The 12,005-nt window shown below is 58.2% G+C and carries 16 protein-coding genes and 1 tRNA gene; 10 read left to right on the forward strand and 7 right to left on the reverse strand.

The genetic code is table 11. The features are described from left to right. Positions 1-9 precede the first annotated feature (9 nt). From V9L13_RS05315 to V9L13_RS05345, 7 genes are all read left to right on the forward strand, one after another. Complete coding sequence (locus tag V9L13_RS05315) at positions 10-3,282, forward strand: host specificity protein J (protein ID WP_338801749.1); 3,273 nt, start codon at positions 10-12, stop codon at positions 3,280-3,282. 15 nt (positions 3,283-3,297) lie between these two features. Next, entirely contained in the window at positions 3,298-3,603 is a 306-nt protein-coding gene (locus V9L13_RS05320) for a hypothetical protein (RefSeq protein WP_338801750.1), read from the forward strand. Continuing rightward, a complete protein-coding gene (locus tag V9L13_RS05325; RefSeq protein ID WP_338802829.1) occupies positions 3,600-4,283 on the forward strand; it encodes a hypothetical protein in 684 nt (227 codons plus the stop codon). The genes V9L13_RS05320 and V9L13_RS05325 overlap by 4 nt, the downstream gene beginning before the upstream one ends. Positions 4,284-4,320: 37 nt before the next feature. Continuing rightward, a complete protein-coding gene (locus V9L13_RS05330; protein ID WP_338801751.1) occupies positions 4,321-4,905 on the forward strand; it encodes a hypothetical protein in 585 nt (194 codons plus the stop codon). A gap of 386 nt (positions 4,906-5,291) precedes the next feature. Next, complete coding sequence (locus V9L13_RS05335; protein WP_338802830.1) at positions 5,292-5,621, forward strand: phage tail protein; 330 nt, start codon at positions 5,292-5,294, stop codon at positions 5,619-5,621. A 58-nt stretch (positions 5,622-5,679) separates the two neighbouring features. Continuing rightward, positions 5,680-6,228 carry a glycoside hydrolase family 19 protein gene (locus tag V9L13_RS05340; RefSeq protein WP_338801752.1) on the forward strand — a complete coding sequence of 183 codons (549 nt, stop codon included), beginning with the start codon at positions 5,680-5,682 and terminating at the stop codon, positions 6,226-6,228. Further along, positions 6,228-6,737, forward strand: a complete 510-nt coding sequence (locus V9L13_RS05345) for a lysis system i-spanin subunit Rz (protein WP_338802831.1) — start codon at positions 6,228-6,230, stop codon at positions 6,735-6,737. Before V9L13_RS05340 ends, V9L13_RS05345 begins: the two co-directional genes overlap by 1 nt. 126 nt (positions 6,738-6,863) lie before the next feature. Here V9L13_RS05345 and V9L13_RS05350 read toward each other — a convergent pair whose 3' ends face one another. Next, positions 6,864-7,190 carry a hypothetical protein gene (locus V9L13_RS05350; RefSeq protein WP_338801753.1) on the reverse strand — a complete coding sequence of 109 codons (327 nt, stop codon included), beginning with the start codon at positions 7,188-7,190 and terminating at the stop codon, positions 6,864-6,866. 390 nt (positions 7,191-7,580) lie between these two features. Here V9L13_RS05350 and V9L13_RS05355 point away from each other — a divergent pair, with 390 nt between their 5' ends. Further along, positions 7,581-7,811 (forward strand): hypothetical protein, encoded by a 231-nt coding sequence (locus tag V9L13_RS05355; RefSeq protein WP_338802832.1) that lies wholly within the window; start codon positions 7,581-7,583, stop codon positions 7,809-7,811. Here V9L13_RS05355 and V9L13_RS05360 read toward each other — a convergent pair whose 3' ends face one another. Both V9L13_RS05360 and V9L13_RS05365 read right to left on the reverse strand, forming a co-directional pair. Then, complete coding sequence (locus V9L13_RS05360; RefSeq protein WP_338801754.1) at positions 7,812-8,492, reverse strand: SOS response-associated peptidase family protein; 681 nt, start codon at positions 8,490-8,492, stop codon at positions 7,812-7,814. Positions 8,493-8,515: 23 nt separating this feature from the next. Then, entirely contained in the window at positions 8,516-9,241 is a 726-nt protein-coding gene (locus tag V9L13_RS05365) for a hypothetical protein (protein ID WP_338801755.1), read from the reverse strand. A 162-nt stretch (positions 9,242-9,403) separates the two neighbouring features. Between V9L13_RS05365 and V9L13_RS05370 the strand changes: the two genes are divergently transcribed. After that, complete coding sequence (locus tag V9L13_RS05370; RefSeq protein WP_338801756.1) at positions 9,404-9,643, forward strand: hypothetical protein; 240 nt, start codon at positions 9,404-9,406, stop codon at positions 9,641-9,643. A gap of 61 nt (positions 9,644-9,704) precedes the next feature. Here the strand turns inward: V9L13_RS05370 and V9L13_RS05375 are convergent, their stop codons facing one another. Together V9L13_RS05375 and V9L13_RS05380 are read right to left on the reverse strand one after the other, a co-directional pair. Continuing rightward, positions 9,705-9,914, reverse strand: coding sequence for a hypothetical protein (locus V9L13_RS05375; RefSeq protein ID WP_064587351.1), 210 nt, complete (start codon positions 9,912-9,914; stop codon positions 9,705-9,707). 200 nt (positions 9,915-10,114) lie between these two features. Next, a tRNA-Ser gene (locus V9L13_RS05380) sits at positions 10,115-10,202 on the reverse strand. 122 nt (positions 10,203-10,324) lie between these two features. Between V9L13_RS05380 and V9L13_RS05385 the strand changes: the two genes are divergently transcribed. Further along, positions 10,325-10,996 carry a Bax inhibitor-1/YccA family protein gene (locus V9L13_RS05385; protein ID WP_003224442.1) on the forward strand — a complete coding sequence of 224 codons (672 nt, stop codon included), beginning with the start codon at positions 10,325-10,327 and terminating at the stop codon, positions 10,994-10,996. Between the two features lie 72 nt (positions 10,997-11,068). Here the strand turns inward: V9L13_RS05385 and V9L13_RS05390 are convergent, their stop codons facing one another. Beyond that, positions 11,069-11,395, reverse strand: coding sequence for a YceK/YidQ family lipoprotein (locus V9L13_RS05390; protein WP_338801757.1), 327 nt, complete (start codon positions 11,393-11,395; stop codon positions 11,069-11,071). 58 nt (positions 11,396-11,453) lie between these two features. Beyond that, positions 11,454-11,891: an Lrp/AsnC family transcriptional regulator gene (locus V9L13_RS05395; RefSeq protein ID WP_201137806.1), complete on the reverse strand. Its 438-nt coding sequence runs from the start codon at positions 11,889-11,891 to the stop codon at positions 11,454-11,456. Between the last annotated feature and the right edge of the window lie 114 nt (positions 11,892-12,005).

Consider the following 12,005-nt stretch of genomic DNA (forward strand, 5'->3'; position numbering starts at 1 on the left):
GAGGAAAGCATGGGCGCAGCGCAACAGATCGAGATCCACGGCGAGAAGGGCGGCAGCAGCAAGCCGAAGTCGCCGGTCGAAGCCAGCGATAGCCTGCGCTCGACCAACCTTGCGAAACTGTTGATCGCCGTGGGCGAGGGGGAGTTCGACAGCGTACCGACCGATTACGACATCTACCTGAACAACACACCGATCCGCGATGCCAGCGGCAACTACAACTTCCCGAACGTGAAGTGGGACTGGCGCTCTGGCTCGGTGGTTCAGACCTATATCCCGGGCATCCCGTCCGTGGAAAACGAGACCTCGTTGAACATTGAGCTGCGCAGCGACGCGCCGTGGGTGCGCTCGATCAGTAACACCCAATTGTCGGCGGTGCGCATGCGCTTTGCGTGGGAGGCGCTACAGCGCGCAGATGATGAGAGCAATGTCGGCGGCTACCGCATCGAGTACGCCGTCGACTTAGCCACCGACGGCGGCGCCTATCAGCAGGTGCTGGTGGACGCTGTCGACGGCAAGACCACCACGCGCTACGAGCGTTCGCGCCGTATCGATCTGCCGACTGCCACTACGGGCTGGCAGATCCGCGTGCGCCGCCTGACGCCGAACCAGAACAGTAATAAGGTGGCTGACAAGATGGTGATCGCCGGCTACACCGAGGTGATCGACGCCAAGCTGCGCTACCCCAACACCGCGCTGCTCTACATCGAGTTCGACGCCGAGCAAGTCACCAACATCCCGGCGGTGACCGTGAAGTGCAAGGCCCGGCGCTGGATGGTGCCGAGCAACTACGATCCGATTCAGCGCACCTACACCGGGACGTGGGACGGCTCGATGAAATCGGCCTGGACCAACAACCCGGCGTGGATCACCTACGGCATCTGCACCGAAGACCGATTCGGCCTCGGCAAACGCATCAAGCCGTTCATGGTCGACAAGTGGGAGCTTTACCGGATTGCCCAGTATTGCGATCAACTGGTGCCGAACGGGCTTGCCGGTCAGGAGCCGCGCTTCCTCTGCGATATGAACCTGCAGGGCAAGGCCGACGCCTGGTCGCTGCTGCGCGATATCTCGGCGATTTACCGGGGCATGACGTATTGGGCGCAAGGCCAGCTGGTGATGCAGGCCGACATGCCGCGCGCGCAGGACTTCGACTACGTCTTCACCCGGGCCAACGTGATCGACGGCAAATTCTCGTATGGCAGCGCCTCGGCGAAGACCCGGTACACCCGGGCACTGGTCAGCTACGACAACCCGGCCAACAACTACGACACCGACGTCATTCCGTTTGCGGATCTGGATCTGCAGCGCCGTTACGGCGACCGGCCGACCGAACTGAGCGCCATTGGCTGCACCCGCGCATCCGAGGCCCAGCGCCGCGGCAAGTGGGCGATCTTGAGCAACAACCAGGACCGCACCGTGTCGTTCAAGACCGGCATGGAGGGCGTTATTCCGCTGCCGGGCCATATCATCCCAGTGGCGGATTCGCTGCTGGCTGGGCGGGAGGTCGGCGGGCGGATCTCGTCAGCGGCTGGCCGCGTCGTCACGCTCGATCGCGATACCCAGGCCAAGGCCGGCGACCGGTTGATCATCAACCTGCCGGGCGGCCGCGCCGAGGGCCGCACCGTGCAGAGCGTCAATGGCCGCGCGGTGACGGTGACTGTCGCCTACAGCGAGCCACCAGTCGCGCAATTGCAATGGGCGCTTGATGCCGATGATCTGGCGATCCCGCTGTACCGCGTGCTGCGCACCAAGCGCACCACCGAAGGCGACTTCGAGATCAGCGCGCTGCAGTTCGAGCCGAGCAAATTTGCCCACATCGATACCGGTGCGCGCCTGGAAGAGCGGCCGATCAGCGTGATTCCGATCACCGTCGTACCGGCTCCGGCGAGTGTGTCCCTCGCATCGACGTCGTCGGTGGTGCAGGGCCTGTCGGTGGCTACCATGACGATCAGCTGGCCCGCCGTTGATGGCGCGGTCGGCTACGACGTGGAGTGGCGCAAGGACAGCGGCAACTGGATCAAGGTCCAGCGTACCGGCATGACCAACGTTGACGTGGTCGGCATTTACGCTGGCGCCTACGTGGCCCGGGTTCGCGCGGTGAGTGCGTTCGACATCTCGTCGCAGTGGCGCAACTCGATCCTGACCAACCTGAAGGGAAAGCAAGGGCTGCCGCCGGCGGTGTCGTTCCTGACAGCCACAAGCCTTGTCTATGGCATCAGATTGGCGTGGGGTTTTCCACCAGGCGCAGAGGACACTCAGCGAACAGAAGTCTGGTACAGCAAGACGACGTCTCAAGACGACGCGATTAAGCTCGGTGACTTCGCCTATCCGCAGGCATCGTACGAAATGCAGAACATCCTGGCCGGTGCCAGTTTCTTCTTTTGGGCTCGTCTAGTGGATCGAATCGGTAACATCGGGCCATGGTATCCGGTAGGCCTCGGAGTCAACGGCCAAGCCAGTTCGGATCAGACCGAGTACGAGAAATATTTCTCCGGCCAGATCGGCGAGTCTGCGCTGGGCAAGCACCTCGGCGATCGTATCAACCTCATTGACGGGCCTGCCGATTTGCTGGGGTCGGTCAACAACCGTATCCAGGTCGTGTCCGGTGAAGTGGATGCGATATCGGAAAAGGTTGATGGGGTGTTTGCACAGGTCAATCCGCCTTTGGCGGGTGAAACTGAAGGCTATGCGGGCTCGACTCAAGCCTTCGTTGGCGTCTGGTCATTGCAGTCTGCTGTAATCGAAGGCGACGTCGCCACTGGCAAGCTCGTCGAGACCGTTCAGGTCGAGATGGGTAAGAACAGCGCCGCGATCCAGGAGGTCAGCCAAGCGCAAGTTTCCCTCGACGGAAAGGCGTCGACGATGTGGTCTGTGAAAATGCAGATCGACTCAAACGGTCGTTACATCGCGGCAGGCATTGGGCTCGGTATCGAGAACGGCCCGGCGGGTCTGCAGAGTCAGTTCCTGGTGAGTGCTGATCGGTTCGCTGTTGTGAACGGCTTGGGCGGTAGTCCCAGCGCACCGTTCGTAGTGCAGAACGGACAGACATTTATCAGCTCGCTCTTCGTGGCAGACGGGACGATCACGAACGCCAAGATCGGCAGCTACATCAGCTCGACCAACTACATCGCTGGCCAGCAGGGCTGGATTCTCAACAAAGACGGAACGCTTGAGATCAACGGAATCGTCCCGGGTCAGGGGCGGCTGGTGATCAACTCGCTCAACGTCTCTGTCTACGACGCTAACAACGTGTTGCGTGTGCGGCTCGGCTATTTGGGGTGATCAATGGAAGATGGCATGCGGATCTGGGGCGCCGATGGCGCGCTCCAGGTCGACGAAAACTCGTTCACCATCCGCGTGGTGCTATCGACGTTGGTGACTTTTAGCAACGCCGCGAAGACCAACCAGGATTTTTCGGTTCCAGGCGTTGGACCAGCGAACGGTTGCGCGATTGTGGTTCCAATTGGAGCGTACACCGACCAACAGCAGCAGTTTGAAACTGAACTCGTCGACAACGTGGCGAGGGTCTACAACCACACGCGGGGGTACGCCAGTACGATCGCTTCAGGGACGATGAGGCTGATCGTGATGAGGTTTAACTGATGGATTATGGCCTCCAGTTCAAAAACACCAGCGATGTAGTGACTATCGATTCTGAATTTTCCCGTCTGATGGTGATCGCTAGTGGAAGATATGCGCCGACTGAAGAAGGCGGCATGGGCTCAACAACTTACTTCGCGAGGGCTGTTACATCCCAAGAGCCGCCGCTGGTTTTTGTCCGCCCAGGCAACAGCGCTCTGATTGCAGGCCTGAGCAGTGTGCGGATGATAGGGACGGCCGGGAACTGGACTGGGTTCTATGTTCGCACTTACAGCAGCGCCACTGCTCAGCCGAACGGGCGCTATTTTGTGGGAGCGTTCGCAGCGCAAGCTGTCGCGCAGTACGGCATGCGGCTTTGGGACGGAACTGGAAAAATGCTTTTCGACTCCGGAACGCCCAATGCAACATTCACGCGAGCTTTCCAGAATTGGACATACGTGAAGTCGGATCAGACCGATCAGGGTCTGTACCGAAACTACTACTCCGTACCGTTCAGCTTTCCCCAAAACGAATTCATGCTCATCAATAACTTTGGAATGACCATGGTTTCTGGCGGGACGATCCCAAGGCAGCTTTATTGCACTTGGGATTTCTCTACGGGAACGCTTTACGCCGTAACTGTTGCCGCCAATAACCCTTACGCGTTTTTCCTTCCGGCTGTGTTTGCCAAGATGAACGCGTGAGATCGCGTAATTACTCATTCAAAATCAGGATTTTTTAATGGCCAAGCAGACGATAAATCTCGGCACTGCTCCTACCGGCGTGGGCGGCGATACGCCACGCAGTGCTTTTACAAAGGCCCAGTCAAACATGGATGAAATCTACGCCATGCTGGGCGCGACAGGGTCACCACAAGCGCTTCCCGCGGTGCTGCAAATCGCGCAGGGCGGCACCGGAAACAGCACGGGGACCGCAACGAAACTGGCACCCGCCGCGATTCTTGGTTTCGTCACCCAGTCTGGTGGCGTGCCTACTGGATCAATTGTCGAGCGCGGTTCCAACTCGAATGGCGAGTATGTGAAATTCGCCGACGGCACGCTTATTTGCTTCATGAATCCTCAAGGCAACCCGAGTATTGCAGCCAATGCGTTCGCCGCGTTTGGCCCATACGGGACGCCGGTCAACTTCATCAGCAACATCTTCTTCGTGAGCGCGGTGGTAGTTCCCAACTCTTCGAACGACACCTACGGCGTGCTCACCAGCTACTCGCTGAGCAACAACACCGTGGGGTTCGTTTTCCGCAACGGTGCCTCGGCTCAAACCTTCGGCAATATCAAGATTCTCTGCGTCGGGAGATGGTTCTGACGATGATTAAACTTTCCCCCCAGCGCCGGGATGACACCCTGCATGTGGTTCGAACGGGCGACGCTCTTGCGGTCAATGGCCAGGTGTTCGACTTCGCCCGGGTGGCCGAGGGCGATACCTTGCCTTGGGCGGCGATCAGCTCTGAGTGGTTCGCCGGCGACGTGGAACGCGTCAATGGTCAGTTGGTACTTACGCTGTGGTTACCCAATCCATGGAACTACAGCCCGGAACAGGCTTTCCCGGTTCCGCTGCTGGACGTGCCAGATGGTGTGGTGCTGTTCCCGGCGCCGATCCCGGTCGACGGTGAAAGTGCCGCGCCGCTGCCAGCGCCCGAGTACCAGCAAGGTGTTGGCGCCGTCGATTGGAGCCTGCTGGTCACGGCGCAGATGAAAGCGGCCACCGCGGCGGCGGCCCAGCTCGCCCAGATGAAGGCATTGCTGGCCACCAAAAACACCGCAGCCAATGCGCAGATCCTGCGGATTCAGGATCGGATCGATACGCTGGGCTATGGCATCGACGCCGGCGAGGCGACCGAGGCAGACGAAGACGAGCAGTCCGCGCTGTTCATCAATCTGAAAGCCTGGAAGGCCTACAAGTTCTCGCTGGGCAAAGTCACCAGCCAAGTGACTTGGCCTACCGCGCCGACATGGCCGGCGGAGCCTCCCATTCCCGATATCAAAGCCTCGCCGATGGCGCGAGCGACCGACGAGAGCTGATTCGAGCACAAACCGAACACCCGCCGCCGAGCGGGTATTTTTTCGCCTGGAGAAAGCCATGCCCATCACTCAGCAGCAGTTGCTGCAGATACTCCCGAACGCCGGCGCCAAAGCCGGCGTTTTTGCACCTGCCCTCAATACGGCGATGCAGCGCTATCAGATTGTTGGCACCAAGCGCGTTGCCGCGTTCATCGCGCAGATCGGCCACGAATCCGGCCAGTTGCTGTATGTGCGCGAGATCTGGGGGCCGACCGCCGCTCAGCGCGGATACGAAGGTCGCAAGGATTTGGGAAACACCGTGGCCGGTGACGGCCTCAAGTACCGAGGGCGCGGCCTGATCCAGGTGACCGGGCGCGCAAACTACGCCAAGTGCGGCGAGGCGCTGGGTCTGGACTTGCTCAGTCATCCTGAGCTGCTGGAGCAGCCGCAATATGCGTGCATGTCGGCTGCTTGGTTCTGGGCCACCAACGGGCTGAACACCTTGGCCGATGCCGGCGACAACGCGAATATCGGCAGCATCATCAACACCGGCCGGCGAGGGCGGGTTCCGAACGGCGCCGAGGATCGCGCTGCACTTTACGCCAAGGCGCTGAAGGTGGTGGCGTGATTGCCGTTCCGTGGAAAGCGGTGGGCGCGATAGCGCTGGTGCTGATCGGCGCCGGCAGCGCCTGGCAGTTTCAGGACTGGCGGTACGGGAAGGTGTTGGCCCAGCAAGCCCAGCAGCACGCCGAAACCCTCAATCAACTGACCCAGGCTGCCGCCACTGCTCAGCAGGCCGAGCAGGACAAGCGCCTCGCGCTCGAGCAGCGGCTGGCGGCAAGTGAGCAAACCCACTTCGAGAAAATGACCGATGCTCAAAAGAACCAAGATCACCTGCGCGATCGCCTTGCCACTTCTGATTTGCGGTTGTCAGTTCTCATCGACGCAACCGACGCTGCCAAAGGCTGTGGGGTGCCAGCCACCGCCGGCGCCGGCGGCGTGGATCATGCAGCCGTACGAGCCCGACTTGACCCACCGCATGCTCAACGAATTATCGCCATCACCGACACCGGTGATCGGGGATTGATCGCGCTACAGGCGTGTCAAGAATATGTGCGGTCAGTGTTTCGCCGCTGAAGAAAGAGATGGCGGAGGAGCTTGATTATTATTAAGAGCTATGTGATTGGGCAGCAGATGCTAAATGTAGCCGTGCTCGCGAAGTGCTTCGCGAGCAGGTTTTTAATGCTAAAGAGGGTTGACCGATCAGCGGGCTTCCATTTGAGATTGCTCGTTGTAGGCACGTATCGTTGAAAAAATCAGGCGAGCAAATACCACGGTCAATGGCCACGCGAGAATCATGACGATTACACCGCAAAAACACGTCAGCCTATCGAACTGCTCAAGTCCTAATTTTCGAAGGACAAAATCGAATACCGGGTTTGTAGGAATTTTGAAGGGCTTGCGATCAATCCAGTCGATGCGAATTTGATTGAGCTGGTAGCAGGCGCCAGTGATGAGGCACAGCATCCAAATCGAGATCAGAGCGCAGCTGGCCATTGAGATGAGGCGCATGATTGAGTTGAGATCCATTTCTAGCACTCCATGATAAAAGGTCCACGATGATATCATTGAGCTATGCGGGGATCACAAAAATGTTACATCTTGATGAATGTGCAGGCGCTTGCGCTGTTCAATGACACCTGCCTGTGCCAGCGCTTGTCCAGCGCAGGTCATAGTTTTCACGCTCACTAAGCGATCAAAGCAGCTTTGGCAAACGCAGAAGACTGCCCACCGAGTGATGGCTCGGCGCTATCGTTGCGAGGTGAACACCGGTAAACCATCATTTACGTTCGATCTGGATGATGCGGGCACATGGACAAGCAACTGGCTGGCTACTCAATTGTGATGACGATTATCTGGGTTTCAGTCGTACTTTCTGTCATTTATTGGATGTCGTAGTGAAGGTAATAGGTGGCTGATGTGGAAGGCGTGGTGCTGAGCGAGAAGCAGAAACGAGAGGCGGATCGGTTGCTGGCGCAAATCGTCGGGGCTGATTCGATGATCATCGCTGTGAAGGCGTGCGCGCGGGCGGATGGTTTCGTGCTTGGACTGGAAACCGGCGGGGCTTTGCGCGCCGGCGATGCGGAAAGGCTGTACATCATTTTCGAAGCCGCCTTGGTAGAGCGGCTGAAAACGCTGACGCACAGTTGATCAATCGATCGGCTTGATCAGGTCCGGGCCTTGGTTTCGGACATTCCCCACCGCCCGGTCAACTTTGAACCACTCGAACACCTCTGTCGGTTCCCCCTGGTGCAGCACCATCTGTTCGGCACGTTCTTTCGGCGTGGCCGGATCCAACCATTCCCGGGCGAGTTCAGGCGATAACGCAACCGGCCGCCGGTCGTGGATATCGACCATGCCGCCAGCGCTGTCGGCTGTGATGATCACAAAGCCGTCATGCTCGCCCGGGCCGTGCTCTTCGTTCGGGTATTGGCCAATGGCGGCGCACAGGATCGGCGACTGGTCCCGGTGCCTGATCAAATAGGGCTGCTTTTTCGGCCCGCCTTCGTCGACCCACTCGAACCAGTTGTTGATGGCTATGATCGCCCGGTGCGGCCAGATTGCGCGGAAGAACGGGCCGTGGGCGACTTTCTCAACGCGTGCATTGATTGGCGCGGCACGATCCTTTGCCCAGTGTGGGCGCCATCCCCACCGAACCATGTCGGCGTGCAGGAACTGACCTTCCTGGTGAAAGAGGGCAAGCTGGGCGGTCGGCGCGGCGTTGTAGCGCTCGAGCGGTTGCTCGCCGGTCGAGTTGACCAGAGCGTTCGGCATGCTCAGCGCTGCCACGAAGTCGTGAATGCCACTGTACTGGGATAGTCGTCCGCACATTGCCCGATCCTCGCATGGTTTCTTCAGCGTAGACCCGCGGGCGCGGGCTTCGTCACAAAACCTTTTCCGGAGCAGGTTGGGCAGTCTTCCCGGGCGCCAAACTGATCGAGGCAGGCAGGACACATGCAGAAGGCCGCCGACTCGATGTGCGGGCGCACCTTTTCAAAAGCGCGTAGGTCTCGCTCTTCTTTGGCGATTTGAGCCGCATCAACCAGAGCGCGGTAAGCGTCTGGATCATCCATTGGCTTGTAATCAACCCCGCAAACAACCCGCTCGGTTTCAACGAGCTGGTACCGGCGCCCATTCAGTTCCAGAAACAGGCCCGAGATTGTCCCGATCTTTCGGGAAAGCCCCAAGGTCAGCCGCACTCCGTCCGCGCCAGAGTAAACCTTGCCGTCGTAGGGAAACGAGGCGCCGCGTGGTTCGTCGCTTTCGAAGTTGAAGATGGAACGGCTGATATTGCCAAGCAGCCTACCGGTGTCGACCTGCACGACATCGTAGGTCGATGCTCCGCGGTACTGGGCCGGCGAGTTTTGAAGTTCCTCGACAGAATGCCAGTAGGCGGCGTCTGCCATCTCGTTCATGTCGAACTGCTCAAGCTGATCGATCAGTCCCTCTGTGTGCAGGACAGCAGCCATTTGATGAAGCGTTTCCCGGTGTGCCTCCGGGTTTTGCATGCGAAAGTCCTGGTCGTCGAGAGTCGCGCGCCATTGCTGGAGCCGGAGAGATTTGGCTTGGTCGAAATTCATGGAAGGTGATTCGCTGTACAAATGCTGTATGCATGTACAGTAATTCAGGCCGAACAGGTGGGCGAGGGTGAGGCGACGAGTTGCGTGTCAGTCGTCTGGCTGAACTAAAAACTGACTAAAAAGTCAGGTTGATTGTAGGTATCCACTCATCGAGGCCAATTCATGCGCAACTACACGATCCACTATCTGTTCAACGGCGAGCCCCGTACACAAGAGATTGAGCTGAACCAATCTGAGCTCGCCGTTCACGATGCCGCCATGCATCTGCTCGAGCTACATTTTGGAGATGGCGAGAACAGCTTGATCATGCCGACAGCCGATTCGACTGCTGGAGAGATCCTGGAGCAGGCCAGCCTGGTAGGAATTACTAAAATCGAAGTGCAGGCTGTTGGGGAGATTTGACGACACGGGTTGCTGTCGCGTTATTCGGATTTTTCGGGCGGCGGCTTTCTGCCGATAACGGTCATTCTGGCGCCATCAAAACGGCCAAGGTCATCTTGATGAACTCCTCGTTCTTGTCGATCGTCCAGAGTGCGCCTCGTACGTTCTCGGCGACATCTGCCGATCCGCGCTGCTCGACCCAGTTGGACAACTCCATGATGGCGGCTTCGAGGGCGAGCTGGTTTTCGTTGATCTTGAAGAGCAGGGAAGGGAGCAGGTCAGAGTTGGGCATTTTGATCTCCTTGGCAGCCAAGGAATGAGCGTAGCACCGTGTTACATGAAGAGTGTTTTAACGATTGGCAGGACGCCGAAGAGAGGAAAGTTTTGTAACGCGTTGCAAAAAGTTTTGTAACGCCTTGGAAAAGTCCAAAAAAAACTCAACCGCCAGAAACGACAAAGCCCTGAATAATCAGGGCTTTGTCGTATCAAATATGGCGGAGGCGATGGGATTCGAACTCATGGACCTGTTACAGTCGACGGTTTTCAAGACCGTTGCCTTAAACCACTCGGCCACACCTCCGTTGCGTTGCGGGCGCCATAATACCTGAATGAAACACACTGTCAAACTCTGTGCATGGCTTGTTACAGAGCGTCTGTTATGATCTTTGCGACTGAACGTTTCAAACCAACAGGAGTGTCGCCATGCGCGAACAGGATTACGCAGTTCACAACAGCGTGCAGGCTGAGCAGCTAGAGGTTAGCCGCGTCCTGCGCAACACATACGGCTTGCTGGCACTCACCCTCGCATTCAGCGGTGTGATGGCTTTCGTGGCTCAGCAGATGCGCGTCGGCTACCCGAATATTTTCGTGGTGCTGATCGGCTTTTACGGGCTGTTCTTCCTTACCAACAAACTCCGTGATTCCGCGTGGGGTCTGGTGTCTGCATTTGCGCTGACCGGTTTCATGGGTTTCCTGCTTGGCCCGATCCTCAACCGTTACCTGGGCATGCAGGGCGGCGCTGAAGTGGTCAGCTCGGCATTTGCGATGACTGCGCTGGTGTTTGGTGGTCTGTCGGCCTACGTGCTGATCACCCGCAAGGACATGAGCTTCCTCGGTGGCTTCATCACCGCCGGTTTCTTCGTGTTGCTGGGTGCAACGCTGGCGGGCATGTTCTTCCAGATCAGCGGTTTGCAACTGGCGATCAGCGCCGGTTTCGTGCTGTTCTCGTCGGTCTGCATTCTGTTCCAGACCAGCGCGATCATCCACGGTGGCGAGCGCAACTACATCATGGCGACCATCAGCCTGTATGTATCGATCTACAACCTGTTCATCAGCCTGTTGCAGATCTTCGGCATCATGAGCCGCGACGACTGATCGCTGTTTGTGAATCAACAAAAAACCCGCTTAGGCGGGTTTTTTGTTGTCTGGGGAAAAGCGTAAACCGGATCAGTTGATGACGATGCTGCCATCGGCCTGTTGCTTGTAAATGGTGTAGGGCAGCAGAAATGTATCCAGCACACCCGAAACCGCCGCATCGACCACCAGGCCAAGGGAGGCGTTGTTGTAATTGAACGCGTCGACGTCATCCGGCTTTTCGGCGTGCAGCATGCAGAAGTCGTAGGTCACACCGCTGTAAATGCGCGGAACAGCGCCGCAGTAGCTTTTCTGGGTTTTCAGTTGATCCACGGAAGCCTTGTCGCTGAGTGCAACGGTCTGCACCGTTCCGCACCCGCCAAGCATCAACACCGTCAGCATCACTGCCTGAATTCTCATTACCGCCAATCCTTCGTCGGAAAAACGTCAATCTACGCCGAGCATGCCGAAAAGGCACTCACGCCATCGGTGGCAAGCGGCGTTTGACCGGGGTTTTCTTGACGATCGCGGTATTGGTTTCGGCCAGCGTATTGAGACGGTCGAGCAAAGTATCCAACTGTTCCATCGAACGCACGTGCAGGCGGGCGATGAAGCAGTCCTCGCCTGTCACCTTGTCGCACTCGGTGAACTCGGGGATCGCCATGATCTGCCGTTCAACCTCCTGCAATTGGCCAGGGAGTGGCCGCACCCGGACGATGGCCTGGAGTTGATAGCCGAAGCATTTGGGATCGATCTCGACGGTATAACCCTTGAGCACGCCGCGTTCCTCGAGGCGGCGCAAACGTTCTGCCACACTAGGGGACGACAGGCCACTGATCTGCGCCAACGCCTTGAGCGAGCGGCGCGAATCCTCCATCAGGGCACTGATCAGCATCTGGTCGATGTCGTCGGTCATGGTGCAACTCCCACATTAGGCAATTACCGCTATCCACCCGCGATAAAAAAGGTAGAAACCGAGTTTAGCCTGCTTTTTGCGCTGGAGGCACGCGGTGTCGACTTGGCATACTTT

Source organism: Pseudomonas sp. RSB 5.4, assembly GCF_037126175.1.
GTDB classification, from domain to species: Bacteria; Pseudomonadota; Gammaproteobacteria; order Pseudomonadales; family Pseudomonadaceae; genus Aquipseudomonas; species Aquipseudomonas fluorescens_H.